This window comes from Komagataeibacter medellinensis NBRC 3288, assembly GCF_000182745.2.
GTDB lineage: Bacteria > Pseudomonadota > Alphaproteobacteria > Acetobacterales > Acetobacteraceae > Komagataeibacter > Komagataeibacter medellinensis.
The window spans coordinates 2,170,741-2,189,825 of the sequence record NC_016027.1 but is presented as its reverse complement, the minus strand read 5'-3'; the positions used below and the strand labels follow the sequence as shown (position 1 = coordinate 2,189,825).

20 protein-coding genes are annotated in these 19,085 nt (G+C 63.1%); 3 read left to right on the top strand and 17 right to left on the bottom strand.

Annotated features, from left to right (window positions below):
- Nucleotides 1–36: 36 nt before the first annotated feature.
- The 3 genes from GLX_RS10245 to GLX_RS10235 are packed head-to-tail and all read right to left on the bottom strand — an operon-like array spanning nucleotide 37 to nucleotide 1,833.
- Nucleotides 37–882, bottom strand: a complete 846-nt coding sequence (locus GLX_RS10245; protein ID WP_014105896.1) for a GNAT family N-acetyltransferase — start codon at nucleotides 880–882, stop codon at nucleotides 37–39.
- Entirely contained in the window at nucleotides 879–1,370 is a 492-nt protein-coding gene (locus GLX_RS10240) for a Fur family transcriptional regulator (RefSeq protein ID WP_014105895.1), read from the bottom strand. The genes GLX_RS10245 and GLX_RS10240 overlap by 4 nt, the downstream gene beginning before the upstream one ends.
- A gap of 58 nt (nucleotides 1,371–1,428) precedes the next feature.
- Complete coding sequence (locus GLX_RS10235) at nucleotides 1,429–1,833, bottom strand: Ros/MucR family transcriptional regulator (protein WP_014105894.1); 405 nt, start codon at nucleotides 1,831–1,833, stop codon at nucleotides 1,429–1,431.
- Between the two features lie 93 nt (nucleotides 1,834–1,926).
- Here GLX_RS10235 and GLX_RS10230 point away from each other — a divergent pair, with 93 nt between their 5' ends.
- Nucleotides 1,927–2,166 (top strand): sulfurtransferase TusA family protein, encoded by a 240-nt coding sequence (locus GLX_RS10230; RefSeq protein ID WP_014105893.1) that lies wholly within the window; start codon nucleotides 1,927–1,929, stop codon nucleotides 2,164–2,166.
- Here GLX_RS10230 and rimI read toward each other — a convergent pair.
- The 13 genes from rimI to hrcA all read right to left on the bottom strand — a co-directional run bounded on the left by rimI (nucleotide 2,156) and on the right by hrcA (nucleotide 15,948).
- The gene (gene rimI / locus GLX_RS10225; protein ID WP_014105892.1) at nucleotides 2,156–2,602 is read right to left on the bottom strand and encodes a ribosomal protein S18-alanine N-acetyltransferase; all 447 of its coding nucleotides are present in this window, start codon (nucleotides 2,600–2,602) and stop codon (nucleotides 2,156–2,158) included. The genes GLX_RS10230 and rimI overlap by 11 nt on opposite strands.
- Nucleotides 2,599–3,309 (bottom strand): tRNA (adenosine(37)-N6)-threonylcarbamoyltransferase complex dimerization subunit type 1 TsaB, encoded by a 711-nt coding sequence (gene tsaB, locus GLX_RS10220; RefSeq protein ID WP_014105891.1) that lies wholly within the window; start codon nucleotides 3,307–3,309, stop codon nucleotides 2,599–2,601. Before tsaB ends, rimI begins: the two co-directional genes overlap by 4 nt.
- Before the next feature lie 3 nt (nucleotides 3,310–3,312).
- Entirely contained in the window at nucleotides 3,313–3,897 is a 585-nt protein-coding gene (locus GLX_RS10215; protein ID WP_014105890.1) for a malonic semialdehyde reductase, read from the bottom strand.
- Between the two features lie 33 nt (nucleotides 3,898–3,930).
- Entirely contained in the window at nucleotides 3,931–4,494 is a 564-nt protein-coding gene (locus GLX_RS10210) for a NifU family protein (protein WP_014105889.1), read from the bottom strand.
- 114 nt (nucleotides 4,495–4,608) lie between these two features.
- Nucleotides 4,609–5,952 carry an ATP-binding protein gene (locus GLX_RS10205; protein ID WP_014105888.1) on the bottom strand — a complete coding sequence of 448 codons (1,344 nt, stop codon included), beginning with the start codon at nucleotides 5,950–5,952 and terminating at the stop codon, nucleotides 4,609–4,611.
- 50 nt (nucleotides 5,953–6,002) lie between these two features.
- Nucleotides 6,003–6,776, bottom strand: coding sequence for a response regulator transcription factor (locus GLX_RS10200; RefSeq protein WP_014105887.1), 774 nt, complete (start codon nucleotides 6,774–6,776; stop codon nucleotides 6,003–6,005).
- Between the two features lie 201 nt (nucleotides 6,777–6,977).
- Complete coding sequence (locus GLX_RS10195) at nucleotides 6,978–8,288, bottom strand: tetratricopeptide repeat protein (protein WP_014105886.1); 1,311 nt, start codon at nucleotides 8,286–8,288, stop codon at nucleotides 6,978–6,980.
- 120 nt (nucleotides 8,289–8,408) lie between these two features.
- Complete coding sequence (locus GLX_RS10190; RefSeq protein ID WP_014105885.1) at nucleotides 8,409–9,179, bottom strand: MotA/TolQ/ExbB proton channel family protein; 771 nt, start codon at nucleotides 9,177–9,179, stop codon at nucleotides 8,409–8,411.
- Between the two features lie 88 nt (nucleotides 9,180–9,267).
- Complete coding sequence (locus GLX_RS10185) at nucleotides 9,268–9,618, bottom strand: hypothetical protein (protein WP_014105884.1); 351 nt, start codon at nucleotides 9,616–9,618, stop codon at nucleotides 9,268–9,270.
- Between the two features lie 221 nt (nucleotides 9,619–9,839).
- Nucleotides 9,840–10,971, bottom strand: a protein-coding gene (gene prfB, locus GLX_RS10180) for a peptide chain release factor 2 (RefSeq protein ID WP_148268583.1) whose coding sequence is annotated in 2 segments (ribosomal slippage) — nucleotides 9,840–10,901 and nucleotides 10,903–10,971 — 1,131 coding nt in all. Because the reading frame shifts where the segments join, the coding sequence is not laid out codon by codon here.
- A 62-nt stretch (nucleotides 10,972–11,033) separates the two neighbouring features.
- Nucleotides 11,034–13,601, bottom strand: a complete 2,568-nt coding sequence (locus GLX_RS10175; protein ID WP_014105882.1) for a penicillin-binding protein 1A — start codon at nucleotides 13,599–13,601, stop codon at nucleotides 11,034–11,036.
- Between the two features lie 260 nt (nucleotides 13,602–13,861).
- Entirely contained in the window at nucleotides 13,862–14,749 is an 888-nt protein-coding gene (locus tag GLX_RS10170) for an aldo/keto reductase (RefSeq protein ID WP_041247798.1), read from the bottom strand.
- A gap of 119 nt (nucleotides 14,750–14,868) precedes the next feature.
- Nucleotides 14,869–15,948 (bottom strand): heat-inducible transcriptional repressor HrcA, encoded by a 1,080-nt coding sequence (gene hrcA, locus GLX_RS10165; RefSeq protein ID WP_041247348.1) that lies wholly within the window; start codon nucleotides 15,946–15,948, stop codon nucleotides 14,869–14,871.
- A 143-nt stretch (nucleotides 15,949–16,091) separates the two neighbouring features.
- Here hrcA and rph point away from each other — a divergent pair, with 143 nt between their 5' ends.
- Nucleotides 16,092–16,820 carry a ribonuclease PH gene (rph, locus tag GLX_RS10160; RefSeq protein ID WP_014105879.1) on the top strand — a complete coding sequence of 243 codons (729 nt, stop codon included), beginning with the start codon at nucleotides 16,092–16,094 and terminating at the stop codon, nucleotides 16,818–16,820.
- A complete protein-coding gene (gene rdgB / locus GLX_RS10155; protein ID WP_014105878.1) occupies nucleotides 16,817–17,437 on the top strand; it encodes an RdgB/HAM1 family non-canonical purine NTP pyrophosphatase in 621 nt (206 codons plus the stop codon). Before rph ends, rdgB begins: the two co-directional genes overlap by 4 nt.
- A gap of 142 nt (nucleotides 17,438–17,579) precedes the next feature.
- Here the strand turns inward: rdgB and GLX_RS10150 are convergent, their stop codons facing one another.
- On the bottom strand, nucleotides 17,580–18,998 hold the full coding sequence (locus tag GLX_RS10150) for an NAD(P)H-dependent flavin oxidoreductase (protein ID WP_041247797.1): 1,419 nt from the start codon (nucleotides 18,996–18,998) through the stop codon (nucleotides 17,580–17,582).
- Between the last annotated feature and the right edge of the window lie 87 nt (nucleotides 18,999–19,085).

Genomic DNA, 19,085 nt, shown 5'->3' with positions numbered 1-19,085 from the left:
CTACGGTCCACCTGCCGGTTGCGAACCACTCCAGCATTAGTCCAGCGCGTCACGCAGGCGGCGCTCGTAATGGCGGTAATACTTGTCGGCCAGCAGTTCACTCTTGACCAGAACTGCCACATCAATGGTGTTGAACTGCTCATCAATCACCGCGCCATCACCAATATACCCGCCCAGTCGCAGGTACCCCTTTATCAGCGGGGGCAAGCGGGCAAGCGTGCGCCGGTGGTCAAGCAGTTGCGGGTCGGAACGCAGCATTTCCACCCGCCGTTCCGGCACGGCGCGCACGCGCAGCGCAGGTGGGGCAAGATGGTTCTGGTAGAGATAGGTCAGTTCATCGGACAGTGCATCGGGGTCGGTCCCCGGCAGACTGGCGCAACCGAACAGCACATCGATCCGGTGAAGGAAAATGTAGGAGGCAATGCCCCGCCATAACAGTTGCATGGCAGCGCGGCCACGATAGTTCTGATCCACGCAGGAGCGCCCGACTTCGAGCAAGCGGCCGGGAAAATCGGTCAGAGGGGAGATGTCGTATTCGTTGGATGTATAGAACCTGCCCAGCTTTCTGGCCGCATCGCCCTGCATGAGGCGATACGTACCCACAACGCCGCGCGCGCCCGAGGAAATGGCATGGTCGATCACAAGAAGGTGATCGGCATATTCATCGAATTCGTCCACATCGCGACGCAGGCGGGCCGTACGGGAATCGGGGCGGGCCCCCATTTCCTCATAGAACACCCGGTAACGCAGTGCCTGCGCGGCATCGCGTTCCTCTTCGGTCGCGGCAATCCTGACGCCAAGATTACCCCCTCGCAGTTCAGGGAAACCGTTGCGTTCAAGGTCCAATGTAGAAAGGGAGTGAATGGTCTTCTCGATACTCAAGGCCGTGATCTGCCTTTCCGCTGCGTTTGCGCCACCTGTGTCGTCTGTTCTTCTGGCACGTCAGGCAACCTGCGCGCAAACAGTTCCAGCCGATGAGATACCAGATCAAACCCCAGTTCGGCTGTGATCCGGCGCAGCAGTTCGGCATGGTCGGCGTGCGTAAACTCCACCACCTGCCCGCTTTCCACGTCGATGAGGTGGTAGTGGTCGCCTTCCCCGGTCGTCTCGTAACGCGCGCGGCTGCCACCGAAATCACGCCGCTCAAGGATGCCATTTTCTTCCAGCAGGCGAACGGTACGGTACACCGTGGCAACCGATATCCGCCCATCCAGAAGGGAGGCACGACGGTAGAGTTCCTCCACATCGGGGTGATCATGAGCTTCGGACAGCACACGCGCGATGACCCGGCGCTGGCCTGTCATCTTCAGTCCACGCTCGATGCACATGCGCTCGATGCGCGTCTGTAATCCGTTACTGTCCATCACCATATTTATGGGTGTCACCGATCATGCAGGGATCTGTCCATATTACCACACACCGTGTGGTTCAGTCCTCACGTTTCGTGCCAAGGCCGATCTTGCGGGCAAGCGAGGAGCGGTGGCTGGCATAGTTCGGGGCAACCATGGGGTAGTCATGCGGCAGACCCCAGCGCTCGCGGTATTCATCAGGGGTCATGTTGTAGGCGGTCTTGAGGTGACGCTTGAGCATTTTCAGCTTCTTGCCGTCCTCAAGGCAGACGATGTAATCGGGGAAGATCGACTTCTTTAGCGGAACGGCGGGCACTGGCTTTGCAGGCGCGGGTTCCGTGCGCCCGAGCGATGCCACGGCCTCATAGACCCGGTGAATCAGACCGGGCAGCATCTCTGCCTCAAGTTCGTTACGGGATACGTATGCCGAAACGATTTCGGCAGCCAGTTCACGCACTTCCACTTCTGCCGTTTCATCAGCCATCAATCTGATCCTGTCACTCTGGAATAATGATGCATCTTATATAAATAATTCCAGAAAGATCGCAACCGCCAGCAACAGAGGTTTTGTGGTAATATGTCTGATATTGAAATGACGGTACTGGATATCACCCATGAAGTATGTCCCATGACTTTCGTTCGTACCCGTCTGGCCCTTGACAGTCTTTCTACCGGAGAAAAACTGCTTGTACGCCTGCGTGGCGCAACCCCGCTGGACAATGTATCGCGCAGTCTGGGACTGCTGGGGCATGTTGTGGAAGAAATACAGACAGAAGCAGATGGCATGACACACCAGCTGGTCGTGCTCAAATCGTGAGCTGCATCACACAGGCATCCGTCCCGTCAGGGTAATAGTCACGCCGTAGGCCCACCTGCGCGAATCCGGCGCCACGATACAGGGCAAGGGCAGGCGCATTGTCCTGCGCCACTTCCAAAAACAGGCTCGTCGCCCCACCCTGTGCCACCGAACGCACGCAACGCGCCAGCAGGTCGCGCCCGATACCCTGCCGCCGCCATGCGGGGTCAACGGCGAAGGTCAGGATCTCGGCTTCATCAAACACCGTGCGCGCCATGATGAAACCAGCCGAATCTCCCCTGCCCTGCGGGGCCAGCAGGGTAAAGACCCCCGGCATGTCCACCAACGCCTGCATGGCGGGCGCATCCCAGCGGTGCAGCGGCGCGAAGGCTGTGGCATGGACCCGCGCCAGCATGGCGGCATGCGGGGTTATGGCGGCTACGGGGGGCGGGTTCATGCAGGAGGCGGAACCGGGGCGGGCCGCAGGCCTGCGGCAGGCAGCTTTGCCTCCGGTGCATCCACATAAAGCGGCTGTGCGGCCAGTGGCGGCAGGTCGCCCTGCCAACGGCGCAGGGCAGTGGCGGCAATGGCCAGCGGGTCGGGCTGCATCAGGGGCAGGATATGCACGTCATCCCTGCCCGCTACGGCATCGTGCACCCATTGGGCACCATTACCGGCCAGTAACAGCGGGCCTGCGGGCAGGGCAAGCGTATCGAGCATATGGGCTTCAACCTGCGTTGCGGCCCCCTCGCCCGGCATTTCAATGAAGACACGCCCCCGCCGCGCAATGGTGCAACACAGGGACAGGGCGGAAAACGGCAGGGCGGCTGCCTGCATGGCATCGCGCATGGCTTCGCCTGCCGTAACTCCCACCACCGCGCAGCCCGAACCCACCGAAAGCCCATGGGCAAAGGCAAGCGAGGCCCGTAATCCGGTAAATGAACCCGGCCCCACTACCACGCCCACCAGTTCCGGCATGGCATGGGTCCAGCCGCACTGGGCGAACAGGTCGGTAGCAAGCTGGGGGAACTGCTCGGCCGCCCCCCGCCCCGTGGCCACGCGACTGGCCAGTAGGGTCGGGACACCATCCTGCACTACCAGGCAGGCGATAACGGCCTGCGCGTCCGCCCCTGCGGGGGCGCCATCCATCACCAGTATCCGCATGGACTAGACAACCACGCAGGCGTCATCAAAATCCAGGCGCGACGCGCGAGGCGTAGGTGGCGGCCCATCGGTATAACCGAGGCTGACAAGGAAATTGGCCTGCCAGCCCCTGTTTGACAGGAAACAGTCTTCCACCATGGCCGCATCAAACCCTGACAGCGGCAGCACGGACAGCCCCAACGCGCGCGCGGCCATGATCAGATAGCCACCTTGCAGCGTGCCGTTCCGAAACGCCGTCTCCTCCGCCAGCCCCACGTCGGCTGCAAACCACTGCCGGATGCCGGGTGCGGTGTTCAGCGTGTCCATGCGGTCAAAGAACAGCGGGTCATGCGCGACGATAACCGTGACCGGAGCGGTCATCACCCGCTGCACGTTACCACCCGACAGGGCAGGGCGCAGGCGCTCACGGCAACTCTCGGTCGTGATGAACACGAAGCGGGCCGGGCAGCAGTTGCCCGAAGTCGGCCCAAGGCGGACCAGATCGTATAGCTGCCGCAGCGTGTCCTGACCCACGGGCCGGTCATTCCATGCAACCGGCGTGCGTGCATCACGAAACAGAAGATCAAGCCCAGCGTCGTCAAGCGCCATGAAACATTCCCAGATTACGCGCAGGCCTGCCGATCAGGCCTCTACCTGCTCCACCGATACCACTTCGGGCACATAATGGCGCAGCATGTTCTCCACGCCGTGCTTAAGTGTTGCACGCGAAGACGGGCAGCCCGAGCATGCACCCTGCATGGTCAGCCTGACTATGCCATCACGGTAGCCGCGGAACACGATGTCACCCCCATCGCCCGCCACGGCGGGGCGCACGCGGGTATCGAGCAGTTCCTTGATCTGCTGGACGATTTCTTCATCGCCCGGCGCAATCAGGTCTTCCACCACCTGCGCGTCGCTTTCCACCACGGCCTGACCGGTTGCCAGATAGTCGGCCAGAACCGCGAGTACCTGCGGGCGCAAGCCTTCCCACTCCGTGCTGTCGGCACGGGTCACGGCCACGAAGTCGTTGCCGAAAAAGACGCGCGCCACGCCATCAAGGTCAAACAGCACTTCGGCCAGCTTTGAACGGCCCGCCACGGAATCGGGGCTGATAAAATCCGCCGTGGCCCCGTTGGCCATGATCTCGCGCCCCGGCAGGAATTTCAGCGTGGCAGGATTGGGGGTGTCTTCCGTTTCGATGAACATAGCTCGGTCTTCCAGACATGACGGGACAGGGGAAAGGCAAAAGTACTGCCCGGGTCCTGTTATATGATCGACCCGGTCGCGAATCCAACCCCACCGGGGCGCTAAGCCCTGCTTTTAGCTGGCCGGACGTATCACGGCATTGCGGGGCAGGACAATTTCGGCGCACAGGCCGCCCTGCGGGCGATTGTATAGCCGGAAGCGGCCGCCATCGCGCGCGACCTCGCGGCTGACGATGGCCAGCCCCAGCCCCAGCCCGCCTGTACTGCGCGAGCGCGAACCCTCCACCCGGTAGAAGGGCGTCGTGACACGCCCGATCTCGGCATCGGACAGGCCGGGGCCGTCATCCTCCACCCGGATCAGCAGGCTGTCCGCCATCACGGTCAGGCTGACATGGGCGTTTCCGCCATAATTCACGGCATTGTCAATCAGGTTGCCCAGAACGCGCTTGAGCGCCAGCGGGCGGACCACGGCCTGCGCCTGATCGGGACCGGCATAGGTCACGTCGCGGCCCTGATCGGCATCATCATCCACGCGGGTGGCAAGGATGGAGGCGACATTGGTCGGGCGCGCCGGTTCGGGGTCCTTCTCGCCTGAAAGATAGGCCAGCACGCCGGTGATCATGGCCTCCATTTCCGTCACGTCCGCCTCGATCTCCTTCTGGGCGTTCGCATCATCCAGAAAGCCCGCGCGCAGCCGCAGGCGGGCCAGCGGTGTGCGCAGGTCGTGCGAGACGGCGGCCAGTGCCTCGGTCCGGTCAGCGATCAGGCGGTTTATGCGGTCCTGCATCGCGTTGATGGCACGGGCCAGATAGCGTACCTCACGCGGGCCCTTGTCCGCCAGCGGTACCCAGCGGCCAGAACCTACGGTATCGGCCACATCGGCCAGCGCACGTAGCGGCATGCTGAGCGCGCGCACCAGCATGCCCGCCGCCAGCAGCACCGCACCGGCAAGAATCGCGGCCGACACGATCCCGCGGCGCATGTGGTGGGGCTGGAGAATATCGGGCGCCATGAAGCCCATGTAACTGCCATCGGGCAGGCGTAGTGTGCCGCGCACATCGGTCGTGCCCGCAATGGTGCCCGACAGGTTCAGCGCATCCCCCTGCAGGGCGGGCAGCGTGCCCGCCATACGGTCATGAAGCATATGCAGGGAAGTGGGCTGCACCTTCAGCATGCCCTGTTGTGCGGGCGTGCGCCAGTCTACCGCCAGGTCCCCGGTGGAAAGCATGGCGGCCAGCACCATGCGTTGCGACGTGGGCGTTGCCGCCAGCACGCGCGCGTCAATCACCAGACGCTCGCCCACCTGTTCAAGCTGGGCGTCATCAATGGTGTAGGTCTCGGCTTCCTCATAAAAGACGGAACTGCCAACAAAGACGAGGGCCACGGCCACGAGCAGCACGAACATGACGCGCCCCACCAGTCCGCGCGGCCACAGCGTGATGCGCCGCGCCGCTGGCATAGGCGCGCGGCTGCCCGGCACTGTCCCCTGCTCCGGCACCACAGGCGTGCTCAGACCCGCTCCACTTCCGATGTGAAGATGTAGCCCATGCCACGTACGGTACGGATCAGGCCATCCGAATCCGGTCCCAGCTTGCGCCGGAGGCGGCTGACCAGCACATCCACGCTACGATCGGACACATCGCCCAGCCGGGTGCGCGAGAGCTCAAGCAGCCGGTCGCGGCCAATGACACGCTGCGGGTTGTCAAGGAAACTGGTCAGCAGATCATGTTCCGCACCGGAAATCTCGACCGCCACCCCTGAAGGGTCGGTCAACTCCCGCCGCCGCAGGTCCAGTGTCCAACCGCCAAAGCGCACGGTCTCCCGGCGCTCCCGCCCGGCACTGGGGGTGGTGACCCCACCGCCACGGCGGCGCAGCACCGCCCGCACACGCGCCAGCAGTTCCTTCTGGCCAAAGGGCTTGGGCACGTAGTCGTCCGCACCCAGTTCCAGCCCCTGCACACGGTCCAGTTCCTCGCCCCGGGCGGAGACGATGATAACCGGAACCTCCGTCAGTGGTGCTTCGCCCGGTGCGCTCGGGCTGCCCTGCGCGCGCAGGGCACGGCACAGGTCCAGCCCGTTGATGCCCGGCAGCATTACATCCAGAATGATCAGGTCAGCCCCCTGCGCGCGCAGGGCATCCCACATTTCGGGGCCATCCTGCACGCCGCGCACGCGGTAGCCATCGCCCTGCAGTGCCCGGACGATCAGGGTGCGCATGCCAGGGTCATCTTCCACCACAAGGATGCGGGCGGGCAGATCATCAGTGGCAGGTGTCTGTGTCATTCTCTCGGCCATGGTTCTGGTTCAGGACAGGCATGATGCCATTCATGCTATTGCCTTGCAGCATATCCAACGCACCGGGCCGGGATAAGACCATCGTTCATGTCATAAAATGTCTTTTCCGCACGGATACCGCATAGCAGAACGGGGCGCCGAACCCAACCGGCACCCCGTTCCACTCACACCATATGTGGTGCGTGGTACCTAATGGGCGGCAGCGGATGCCGCGTTGAGCTTGAGCACCCAGAACTGCGCGATGTCGCGCGCGCCGTTGGTCCCCTCAACACTGTTGAAGGTCGCGATGGCAGCAGCCTTCTGCCCGGCGGCGGCCTGCGCCAGACCCAGGTGCAGACGGCCGATGTTCACATCCGACGGACCCCTGGCAAGACCCTGCTGCATGAGGGCAAGCCCCTTGTCCGCCTGACCGGCCAGCACATAGTTGTAACCAGCCGTGAGCATGGCGTTGCCCGTGGTGGCCTGTGCCGCTGCTGCGTCAAGACCCGCCTTGCGGTCGGTCACACCCTGGGTCACCAGCGCCTTGAGCTTTTCCTCACGCGGGGCACTGGCGTCATGCCCCAGCACGCCGGTGCTATAGCCCTGGTTGATGATGTCCAGCGCCAGCTGCGGCAGGCCCGCCTGCATGGCAAGCTCGGTAATGTCCATGTATTCGGCCGGGGTCTTGACCAGACCCGCTTCCAGTCGCACGCGGTCGATGTCAAGACGTAGCCCCGGTGCCATATTGGGCACGCTCAGCACGGAATGGACCACCTGCGCCCAGTAGTCGGGCTTGGGGTAATAGGTGGCAAGCAGGACATAGGTCTTGGTCAGCGCGCTGTTGTCCTTCAGCTGCGCCTGACAGGTCGCGAGCAGGAGGAGCTGGTTCTCGACCGGCTTCGCACCCGCTTTGATCGCATCATCCACCTGCGCTTTCTGTACGCGGGCGGCATTGGCGTAATCATGCTGCAGGTAATAGGCCTGGATCAGGATGGTCAGCATCTGCGGGTTCTTGCCACCCGCCTTGATGTATTTTTCCGTCACCTTGACAGCGGTGGGATAATCCTTGGCGGTAAACGCCATGCTGCCTTCGGCCAGCGCCATCTGCTCCTTGGTAGCGGCAGGCGTGCGGGGCGATGCGATCAGCGTGTCATAGGCCGAGATCGCAGCCGGCACGTTGCCCGACTGGGCCGCCACGGCGGCGCGCATCTGGGCAATGGTATAGGTCTCGAAATCGGTCTTACCGGTCACGGCATCGGCCTCATTCACATCGGCCATGGCCTGCGGATATTTCTTGGCGGCAAGGTCGGTCTGGGCCTTCTGCAGCGCCGTGCCGACCTTCTGCCCCAACTGGTCTGCCGCATACGCGCCATGGGCTGTGAACACGCCCACCGCCGGCAGCGCCATCATGACCCCCGCCAGCAGGCGCCCACGCAACTGGAACAACGATTTGGATGTGATGTTTTTCAACTGGATGTCCTTCCATGAACGGGTCATGGCCCGAATGATCGGCCAGGGCATCACGATGGACCCGCGCGGCCCATCATTCAATGCGCCCCTGACCAGAGGCAGCGGCGGACCGTTACAGGACAGGACCGTCGCGCCGGAATACGAGATCAGGTTACGCGTGCAGGCGGATCGTCATTTCGGCACGTCATGCGTTTCATGGCGGTAGCCGCCAATCAGGATGGACTGCAGGTCGGCCGCGAAGTTGCGCACCTCATCCAGCGCGCCCTTGTTGCGGCGAACCAGCATGTTGTAGCCCAGAACCGCCGGCACTGCGGTGCCCAGGCCGATGGCGGTCATGATCAGCGATTCACCAACCGGGCCGGCCACCTTGTCGATGGATGCCTGACCAGCAATGCCGATGGCCGTCAGCGCGTGGTAGATGCCCCACACCGTGCCGAACAGGCCCACGAACGGGGAGGTGGACCCCACCGTGCCAAGGAAGGCCAGGCCACCCTGCAGGCGGTTCTGGACAAAGTCCACTGAACGCTGGAGAGAGAGCGCGGTCCACGAAGGCAGATCGATGGTTTCCTGCATCGTGCCTTCATGGTGCTCGGCAGCCTTGATGCCGGTATCGGCAATGTAGCGGAACGGCGATGCCGTATCGAGCTGGCTCGCTCCCTGGCGGATATTGGCGGCAGGCCAGAACTTGGTCTTCACTTCCTTCACATCCCTGAAGATGCGGGCCTGCTCCAGAAACTTGATGATCATGATGTACCATGTACCCACCGACATCACGACCATGATGAGCAGGACGGTACGGGCAATGAAATCACCATTCGACCACAGTGCACCCAGCCCGTACGGGTTGGCTTCAGCCGCGGCGGCAGGGGTTGCGTACACAAGGGCTGGCAGGGCGGTAAGCAGCACGGCCGCGATAACTGAGTTACGATGGTGTCGGGTCATTTCCCTAAAATCCTCTGACGAATAAAGCCATGGCTCTGGCCTGCAACACTTTTCATGGCTGCCATCTGACCAGTCCGGACATTGAAAATCAATCCACCTGTATCGTTTTCAGAACGATTTCTGGCTGACGGACCCGCCTGTCCGCCCCGATGACAGGTGCGGGAAGGACAGGCGTCACCGGCTGGACCATAACCGGACGCGGCAGGGCAGGTGCGGCAGGCACGATGGGCGGCGGCTCGGGTATGATCCTGAGCGTGACGGGCGGCAGCGGCCGATAGGGCGCGGGAAACATGGGCTTGGCCTTGGGCCGCAGCCCGTAGGCCAGCGCGGACAGCACAACTACATGGACAAGCACGATAACCCCGGTCACGCGCAGATAAGGCGTACGCCTGCGCTGCCGGGCAACGTAATCCAGTCCCATCGCTTCGTTAGACCACATGCCGCCCCTGTTCACCCACCACCGCACAGGCCCGCCATTAGCGTGCGGGCGCGCGATCAATTACCAGACCATGAATTGGGGGTTGTCAGAGGGGGCGTGTCAAGCAGGTTATGCAACAGGTATGCAACAAAATTCCCCATATGGAACAATGTCTCATCACGCCTGGACAAAAAAACCCCGCGGCCGGGGCCGCGGGGTCTGCCTGTCGGGAACGCACGGGGTCACTGCGCCTGCGCACTTGCCTCCGAACGGGTTGCCCCCACGCGCGCGGCCAGGGCCGCGGCCATGAAGTCATCAATGTCGCCATCCAGGATGGCGTCAGGGTTGGTTTTCTCCACGTTGGTCCGCAGGTCCTTGACCAACTGGTAGGGCGCCAGCACGTAGGAGCGGATCTGGTGCCCCCAGCCAATGTCGGTCTTGCTGGCCTCGGTCTGGGCGGCGGCAGCTTCGCGCTTCTGCAGTTCCTGCTCGTACATCCGCGCCTTCAGCATGGTCATGGCCGTGGCGCGGTTGCGGTGCTGGGAACGGTCGGTCTGGCATGCCACCACGATCCCGGTAGGGATATGGGTAATGCGAATGGCCGATTCCGTCTTGTTGACGTGCTGCCCGCCCGCACCCGATGCCCGGAATGTATCCACGCGCAGGTCGGCTTCATTGATCTCGATCTCGATCGAGTCATCAACCACCGGATAGACCCACACGGATGCAAACGAGGTCTGCCGCCGTGCTGCCGCATCAAACGGCGAGATACGGACAAGCCGATGCACGCCCGCTTCGGTCTTGAGCCAGCCATAGGCGTTCGGACCGCTGACCTGAATGGTGGCGGACTTGATGCCAGCCTGCTCCCCCTCCGAGCTTTCCATCATAGTCACCTTGTAGCCATGCTGCTCGGCCCAGCGGGTGTACATGCGTAGCAGCATCTCGGCCCAGTCCTGTGCCTCCGTGCCGCCCGCGCCCGCATTGACTTCAAGGTAGCAGTCATTGCTATCCGCTTCGCCCGAAAGCAGGCTTTCCGTCTCGCGCCGCTTGGCTTCCTCTGCCAGTGCACGCAGGGCGGCCAGCGCCTCGGCCACGACAGCCGAATCGCCTTCCATTTCCGCAAGCTCGACCAGTTCGAGCGTATCGTTCACATCGGCTTCAAGCCGCTGCACGCCCTCGATCTGGTTGGCCAGCAGCGTACGCTCGCGCATCAGCTTCTGGGCGACTTCGGAATCGTTCCACAATTCGGGGTCTTCGGCCCGGTTGTTCAGTTCCGCCAGGCGGTCGATTGCGACATCCCAGTCAAAGATGCCTCCTCAGCAGTGCCACCGACTGCTTGATCTGGTCGTTCAGGGCCTCTGTCTCGGCAGACATGGGCTTGCTCCTTGGTCAACGGTCATAAGTGCCGGGCGCGCAGGGTGCCCGGCAATGGGGCGTCAATACAGGCCGCCCATGCCAATGTCACCCCCGGAAGGCTGGGATGCGGGCGGTACGCCCGGTGCTGCCGCCGTATGCCCGGCCGAGGTCGTGCTATCGGGGGCAGCCACCGGGCTGCCCGGCGTGGTCGCCATGTCGGTCTCGGAATCGGGCATGTTCTCCGCACCGGTATCCGCCGCCGTCAGCGTCATGCCGGAGCCTGCACCCAGATCAACGCTCACGCCGGGTACCTGACCGGGCTTGAAGGCGTCGATCGCCATGCCCATCCCGGTATCATAACGGGCCAGTTGCACACCTTCGGGCACCCGGAAATCAAGGCGCGGGCGGGTGGACAGCGCCGCCTTCATCACCTGGTTCCAAATCGGACCGGCAATTACGCCACCGGTCTCGTTCTTGCCCAGTGACTGCGGGGTATCGAATCCGACCCATACCACCGTGACCAGATCGGGCGAGAATCCGGCGAACCACGCATCATTAAAGTCCTGGCTGGTACCGGTCTTGCCCGCGATGGGCCGGTCAATACCGGCACCCGCGCGCACGCCGGTGCCGCGCCGGATCACGTCCTGCATCATCGCCACGATCTGGCTGGCCGATGCGGCGGAGACAACCTGCGGGCGCGTATCGACCATCTGCGGGCCATCGGCGGGCGTGCCGCCCGCCTGCCAGGCAAGGCTGTCGGCCCGCCACATCACGTTGCCGTTGCGATCCTTGATGTCATCGATCAGGGTGGGTGTGACCAGCCTGCCGCCATTGGCGATGGTGGCATAGGCGGCGGCTTCATGCATCACGGTGGTTTCGACAGCACCCAACGCCGCGGGCAGCACCAGCGGCATGGAATGCGTCAGGCCCAGCGTCTGCGCCAGTGCCGCCACCGGCTTCATGCCAATCTGGGCGGCCAGGCGGATGGTGACGAGGTTGCGCGATTCGCGCAGTGCATCATGCAGGGTGGTGGGGCCCCAGAAATCCTTCTCGTAGTTGTTCGGGTGCCATTCACCGTAACTGACGGGCGAGTCATCGAATTTCTGCGAGGGCGAGATCCCCTGCTCCATCGCCGCAAGGTAGACGAATGGCTTGAAGGAGGAACCGGGCTGACGCGCGGCCTGTGTGGCGCGGTTGAACTGCGATTCCTTGAATGACCACCCGCCCACCATCGCCATAACGCGGCCGGTATGGACATCGATGGTGGCGAGCGCGCCTTCCACCCGTGGCACCTGGCGGATGGCGACCCCGCTGCCATCGGCCTGCGGTTCGACCAGCAGCACGTCACCGGTCTGCACGCCCTTGCCGCCGCGTATCCATGCCCGGTCACGCGCCAGCAGTTCACCCGTATGAGGCACCACCGGGTCGCGCCCTTCAAGCCAGCCGACGCGGCCGGTGGCAGCCGACAGCACCACCGCAACCCGCCACTGTTCGAGCATGGCGGCAGGCGGCGTGACATGGGCCAGCGCGTTGGCCCAGTCCCCTGTTGCCTCGCTTTCATCCACATGGCCAAAGGCGCCACGCCAGCCGCCATGGGCGCGGTCATAGCGCAGCAACCCGTCACGCAACGCGGTGGTGGCCACCTGCTGGAGATGCGAATCAAGCGAGGTATGAACCGAAAGCCCGCCTTCCATCGTGGTGCCGATACCATAGCGTTCGATCAGTTCACGCCGCACTTCCTCGGCAAACCATTCCGAGGACGGAACCGGGCCGGGACGGGTGAAGTTTGCGGGCACCAGCGGCTCGGACTGAGCCGCGCGGGCATCTTCGGGCGTGATGACCTTGAGGTCCGCCATGCGGTCCAGCACCCAGTTGCGGCGTGCGGTCGCAGCCTGCACGAAGCGGTGCGGGTTGTAGTTGGTGGGGGATTTGGGCAGGGCACCAAGGAAAGCGGCCTCGGCATTATCCAACTGGTCAAGCGGCTTGTTGAAATAGGTCTGGGCGGCGGCGGCAATACCGTAAGCACCTTCACCCAAATAGATCTCGTTGAGATAGATCTCGAGGATCTGCTCCTTGCCCAGCGTCTGCTCCAGGCGCATGGCCAGCAGCGCTTCCTTGATCTTGCGGTCAATCGACACCGCATTGGACCCCAGCAGCATGATGCGCGCGACCTGCTGGGTAATAGTGGAGGCACCGATAGGGCGATGCTTGGTGCCATGCATCATCATGTCAGTCAGGCCGGCACGCAGGATGGCCATCGGGTCCACGCCGCCATGGCTGAAGAACTTCTGGTCCTCGGCGGCTAGAAAGGCGCTGCGCACGCGCTCGGGTATGGCGCTGTAGGGCACGAATATGCGCCGCTCTGCCGCCAGTTCCGCCATGACCTGGTCATCACCGGAATACAGGCGGCTCATGACCGGGGGCTGGTAGGTGCGCAAGCCATCCACAGTAGGCAGGCCCTCGCTCAGGCGCTCATATTCCCACCACGCCACCAGTCCCGCCGTGCTGCCCCCCAGCAGCACCACGGCCAGTGTTGTGCCGGCAAGCCAGCGCACCATCCGGTAGCGGGGCCGACGTGGGCCACCCGTACCTGGGCGGGAGGGTCCATCAGTCCGGCCATCGCGGCCTGATCCGTCAGCAAGCGTCATCCGGTATCCAGTAGGCAAAGAAAAGGGCCGTTATGTGTTGGTGGCCTCTGTCTAGCATTGTCCGCCGCCGCCGTCGCCCCTGATCCAGCGGCTCATGCCAGCCTGTGCGCGTGGAAATTGTGGTCAGAATGATCCGTCAATCAAAAGGAATCAAAGTTTTCGGATGCTGCCTTTTTTCAAAAAGACAGCGTTCTTCGACGCTTTTTGAAAAAATCTTCACCAAAAACGTCTTCGCGTTTTACAGGCTCCGGGCCTGTCGCTCAGGCATCATTCCGGTTGGCCCATTCGGCCCGGCCTTCATTATCAAGCTGACGGAATTCCTCATCGCTCAGTTCAATCGCGGCAGCGCCCGCGTTATCGGCCAGATGGTCGGGGCTGCTGGTGCCCGGAATGGGCAGCATGACCGGTGCACGGCGCAGCAGCCATGCCAGCGCGATCTGGCCGGGTTGTACGCCCTTCTCGCTGGCAAGGCGGGCCAGCAGGGTATCGCCCTTCGTCAGGCCGCCTGCCGCCAGCGGCGCCCAGGGGATGAAGCCGATATTCTCCTTCGTGCAGTAGTCCAGCACGTCTTCGGAATACCGATTGACCAGATTGAAGCGGTTCTGGACGGTCGCAACCGGAAAATACAGCCGCGCGCGCTCGATCATCTCCACCGTTACTTCAGACAGCCCGACATGGCGGATCAACCCCTGCGCGCGCATGGCGGCAATGGCCTCGAACTGCTGCTCGGGCGTACAGTCCGCCCCCACCCGGTGCAACTGCCACAGGTCGATGCGCTCCACCCCCAGCCTGCGCATGCTCATCAGCACGCACTGGCGCAGGTAATCGGGGTTGCCCACCGGCTTCCATATATTCGGACCGTGGCGGGTATGGCCACCCTTGGTGGCAATGATGGTGTCCGTGTAGGGATGCAGCGCCTCGCGGATCAGGTCCTCGCTGACAAACGGACCGTAGGCATCCGCCGTATCGACAAAGTTGATACCCAGTTCGGACAGGCGACGCAGGGTGGCCAGGGCCGCCTTGCGGTCGACCGGTTCCCCCCATATGCCGGGACCGGTAATCCGCATGGCACCAAAGCCAAGCCGCGTGACCTCAAGATCCCCCCCAATCATGAATGAGCCGGACTGCCTTGCATCGGGCGTGAACATGCCATTCTCCTTGCGCGTTCGGGCACGCCACATCCCGTATCGGGTCATCATGGCGCGCGGTTTGCGTGTGGCAGACATAAAGGCCGCCAGCGGGCCGGGTTGCAGGGCAATGCCGACCCTCAGCCCAGCATGCGGCCAATTACGCGGGCGGTATAGTCCACCACGGGAATGATACGGGCATAATTGATGCGCGTGGGCCCGATCACCCCGATCGCGCCCACGATGCGATTGCTGTCGGTCCGCGCGGGCGCCACCACGACCGACATGCCGGCCATGCCGAACAGGCCGCTCTCGGCCCCGATGAAGATCCGTACCCCTTCGGATTCGCGTGCAAGGTCCAGCAGGCGCAGCATGGTTTCCTGCGTTTCCAGCCGCTCGAACAGCATCTGGATGGTAGTCAGGCGCTCGATCTCGGTCACGTCCGCCAGCAGGCGGCCCTGTCCGCGTATGAACAGGGTACCGCCGCGCTCATCGGCATCACTCCATGTGGCAAGGCCGCTGGCCACGACCTCTGCCGTCAGATGATCGAGTTCGTTGCGATTGGCCGTCATATCGGTGCTGACCGTCTCGCGCAGGCGGTCCAGCGTCTGGCCCGACAGGTGGGCGTTCAGGTAATTTCCCGCCTCCACCAGGGCCGAAGGCGGCAGGCCGGGCGGCGTTTCGATCACGCGGTTTTCCACCTGCCCGTCGGCACTGACCAAAATGACCAGCGCACGGCCCGGTCCCAGCGCCACAAATTCGATATGCTTGATGGTGGAGCCATCGCTCTTGGGCGCCATGACCAGCCCCGCCGCCGATGACAGGCCCGACAGCATGGAAGACGCCTGCGCCAGCGTATCCTCCAAAGAGCGGCCTTTCATGTCCAGCATGCCCGCGATGCTTTCGCGCTCTTCCTCACTCAGGTTGCCGAATTGCAGCAGACCGTCAACAAACAGCCGCACGCCCTTCTCGGTTGGCAGGCGCCCGGCCGAGGCATGGGGGGAAAACAGCAGTCCCGCATCGGTCAGGTCCGCCATGACATTGCGAATCGTGGCAGGCGAGAGTGAAAGCGGCAGGCGCTGCGAGAGCGTGCGCGAACCCATCGGCTCGCCCGTTTCGACATACTGCTCCACGATCTCGCGCAGGATCGCGGCAGATCTCGGCTCAAGCCCGGACAGCAGACCGGGCTGCGATACCGGTGGTCGGGTTTCCATCGCCATGCCTCCTGTTTGTCTGTTCATCCGCCATGGACCATTCCTTGGCCATCATCATAACAGATGATAGCCCCCCCTGCCCACGCGAGACTGGAAACAGGCGGTCATTGCGCGCTATGCCGCCCCCTTACCTTGCGGAGTTAAGCCCCATGCGCCCATCCGGCCGTGCCCACGACGCCCTGCGTCCCGTCTTTATACAGCCCGGCTTTGCCCGCCATGCGGAAGGCTCGGCCCTTATCCGCATGGGTGGGACCGAAGTCCTGTGCGCCGCCAGCGTGGAAATGCGTGTACCCTCCTTCCTGCGTGGCAAGGGACGGGGCTGGGTTACGGCAGAATACGGCATGCTGCCCCGCGCCACCCATAACCGTGGCGCGCGTGAGGCCGCCAAGGGCAAGCAAGGGGGCCGCACACAGGAAATCCAGCGCCTGATCGCCCGCTCGCTGCGCGCCGTGACCGACCTCAACGCATTGGGAGAAATCTCGATCACGGTGGATTGCGACGTGCTCAACGCTGATGGCGGCACGCGCTGCGCGGCCATTACCGGCGGGTGGGTTGCACTGCGCCTGGCGCTGGAGAAACTGGTGCGCGCGGGCACGCTGGCCGTCGTACCACTCAAGGGGCAGATTGCCGCCGTATCATGCGGGTTGACGCAGGACGGTGCCGTGCTCGACCTTGATTACGCCGAGGACAGCACGGCCTGCACCGATTCCAATTTTGTCCTGACCCCCGATGGTGGCATTGTGGAAATACAGGCCACGGCCGAGCAGGCCCCCTTTACCGACAGCCAGTTCAATACCCTCATGCGGCTTGCCCGCACCGGCACGGCCGAACTGTTCCGCATCCAGACTGCCATCATTGAAGAGGCCCTCAAGGCATGACAACCCGACCCACCCGCCTCAACCGGGGCGACACGCTGGTGCTGGCCACACATAACAAGGGCAAGATCGCCGAATTCGCGACCCTTCTGGGCGGCTATGGCATTCATGTCCGCTCGGCGGGCGAACTGTCGCTGCCTGAACCGGAAGAGACGGCGGACAGCTTTTCCGGCAACGCCGCCATCAAGGCTGTCGCCGCGGCAAAAGCTGCGAACCTGCCCGCACTGGCCGATGATTCCGGCTTCTGCGTTTCTGCCCTTGGGGGGGCACCGGGCATTTTCTCCGCCCGCTGGGCCGGGCCGGACAAAAACTATCCCGACGCCATGCGCCGCATCCATGACCAGATTGGGGACAACCCCGACCGGGGAGCATGGTTCATTTCCGTCCTGTGCCTGGCATGGCCCGACGGGCATACCGAAACATTCGAGGGCCGGATTGATGGCCATGTCATCTGGCCGCCTCATGGCACGCACGGCCATGGCTATGACCCGCTTTTCGCACCCGGTTCGGGCAACCGTACCTTTGCGGACATGACGGACGTGGAAAAGAACGCCATCAGCCATCGTGGCCTGGCCTTCGCCCTGTTCCGCGATACCTGCCTGCCGAAGGACGCGGCATAAAAAAGGCCGGCCCCATAGGGCCAGCCTTTAAAACAGATAGAAATTTGGGGTGCCGCCTTTTTCAAAAGGCGGCGTTGTCTTGAAGCTTTTCTGGAAAAAAGCTTCGCCAAAAACTTCTATTCTTTTTAGTCAATAATGGCACTTAGCGCCCACTCATGATCCGTTCAAGCAACTGCGCCACGGTGGGCACGAAGCCATTGGCATAGAACGGGTCAGTCGCGAACCGCCACGCATTGGTGCCGCCAAACATGAGGTTATTGTCAATCACCGTATCCTGGTCGGGACCATGAGCATGCGCTGCCGCCTGCAGGGTTTTCTGAATGCAGTAGGAACGCGGGTCAGCCTTGTGCCCGTTGGAATAGGCAGGCGGGCGCTGCGACCAGTTGGAAAAGCGGCATTCCGACAGGCAGCCCATGCAGGCCCCCTGATCGGCCAGAATCTCACGTGCCTTTTCCGGGCTTACGAACACCAGCGTATTGTCCGGTGTACGCATGGCCTCGGTATGGCCTTCTCCCATCCACAGCTGCGCACGCTGTCGGTCGGCGGGGGTGACAAAGACCTGCCGCCCACGGGCACCAATGGCAAGGGCTGCGGTATGTTCGCCCACTGCCTCGGATGAAAACGGTACCTGCCGCTCCGAACGCCCACGCAGTTCATGCAGGAATGTGTTGTTCACAGCGGAAGAGTAAAAACCGGTCGGCGAGAAGCGGTTGAGGAACACATCCCCCTTCTTCAGCGTCAACAGGCGGCGCTTCCATGCATCGGGAATCGGGCTTTCGCGCGTCAGCAGCGGGCGGGTGCCGAACTGAAATACGATCGGCCCCAGTTCGGGATTGTCGATCCAGTCCTGCCATTCCTCCAGCCACCACACGCCACCGGCCATGATGATGGGAGTCTGGTCCAGCCCAAAGGCGCGCATCTGCTGACGCAGCGCCAGCACACGGGGGAACGGGTCTTCCGGCACCAGCGGATTTTCGGTGTTGGACAGGCCATTATGGCCACCCGCACGCCACGGGTCCTCATACACCACGCCACCCAGCAATTCCGCCGTCTTGTTGTATGCACGCCGCCACAGGGCGTTGAACGCGCGGGCGGAAGACACGATGGGATAGTAATGAATACCGAAACGCGCTGCGATTTCTGACAGGCGGTACGGCATGCCCGCGCCACAGGTCAGCCCCTGGATCAGGCCCGGCGCGCCTTCCAGTACACCGGTGATGACCCGCTCGGCCCCACCCATTTCCCACAGAATGTTAGCGTGGACCCGCCCCTTGCCACCAGCAAGGTCATGCGCGATGCGGGCCTGGTCGATACCGCCACGAATGGCATAATCCACCAGTTCTTCATGCCGTTCACGCCGTGTCCTGCCATGATAGAGTTGGGGGACGATGTTGCCTTCTTCATCATAGGAATCGGCATTCACGATCGAGATCGTGCCAGCGCCACCTGCCGCCGCCCAGTGCCCGGCGGAAACGCCAGTCGAGATCGAGACGCCCTTCCCCCCTTCTACCAGGGGCAGAATATCCGTCCCGCCCATACGGATCGCATTGATCGGCTTCATCACCATTCCATCGTCATGTATCTGCCCGGACACGGGGGCACGCTGTGTGGCGCCCCCCGCGTTCGGGTTATCAATAGGCCGGGGCCC

Excerpts from the sequence above, each read along its gene's own strand:
- GLX_RS10175 (WP_014105882.1), bottom strand. The coding sequence starts at position 13,601 with ATGACGCTTGCTGACGGATCAGGCCGCGATGGCCGGACTGATGGACCC.
- hrcA (WP_041247348.1), bottom strand. The coding sequence starts at position 15,948 with ATGGCGATGGAAACCCGACCACCGGTATCGCAGCCCGGTCTGCTGTCC.
- rdgB (WP_014105878.1), top strand. The coding sequence starts at position 16,817 with ATGACAACCCGACCCACCCGCCTCAACCGGGGCGACACGCTGGTGCTG.
- GLX_RS10215 (WP_014105890.1), bottom strand. The coding sequence starts at position 3,897 with ATGGCGCTTGACGACGCTGGGCTTGATCTTCTGTTTCGTGATGCACGC.
- GLX_RS10240 (WP_014105895.1), bottom strand. The coding sequence starts at position 1,370 with ATGGTGATGGACAGTAACGGATTACAGACGCGCATCGAGCGCATGTGC.
- rph (WP_014105879.1), top strand. The coding sequence starts at position 16,092 with ATGCGCCCATCCGGCCGTGCCCACGACGCCCTGCGTCCCGTCTTTATA.
- GLX_RS10230 (WP_014105893.1), top strand. The coding sequence starts at position 1,927 with ATGTCTGATATTGAAATGACGGTACTGGATATCACCCATGAAGTATGT.
- GLX_RS10200 (WP_014105887.1), bottom strand. The coding sequence starts at position 6,776 with ATGACACAGACACCTGCCACTGATGATCTGCCCGCCCGCATCCTTGTG.
- GLX_RS10210 (WP_014105889.1), bottom strand. The coding sequence starts at position 4,494 with ATGTTCATCGAAACGGAAGACACCCCCAATCCTGCCACGCTGAAATTC.
- GLX_RS10170 (WP_041247798.1), bottom strand. The coding sequence starts at position 14,749 with ATGTTCACGCCCGATGCAAGGCAGTCCGGCTCATTCATGATTGGGGGG.
- GLX_RS10195 (WP_014105886.1), bottom strand. The coding sequence starts at position 8,288 with ATGCCCTGGCCGATCATTCGGGCCATGACCCGTTCATGGAAGGACATC.
- rimI (WP_014105892.1), bottom strand. The coding sequence starts at position 2,602 with ATGAACCCGCCCCCCGTAGCCGCCATAACCCCGCATGCCGCCATGCTG.
- GLX_RS10185 (WP_014105884.1), bottom strand. The coding sequence starts at position 9,618 with ATGTGGTCTAACGAAGCGATGGGACTGGATTACGTTGCCCGGCAGCGC.
- GLX_RS10190 (WP_014105885.1), bottom strand. The coding sequence starts at position 9,179 with ATGACCCGACACCATCGTAACTCAGTTATCGCGGCCGTGCTGCTTACC.
- GLX_RS10205 (WP_014105888.1), bottom strand. The coding sequence starts at position 5,952 with ATGCCAGCGGCGCGGCGCATCACGCTGTGGCCGCGCGGACTGGTGGGG.
- GLX_RS10150 (WP_041247797.1), bottom strand. The coding sequence starts at position 18,998 with ATGAAGCCGATCAATGCGATCCGTATGGGCGGGACGGATATTCTGCCC.
- GLX_RS10235 (WP_014105894.1), bottom strand. The coding sequence starts at position 1,833 with ATGGCTGATGAAACGGCAGAAGTGGAAGTGCGTGAACTGGCTGCCGAA.
- tsaB (WP_014105891.1), bottom strand. The coding sequence starts at position 3,309 with ATGCGGATACTGGTGATGGATGGCGCCCCCGCAGGGGCGGACGCGCAG.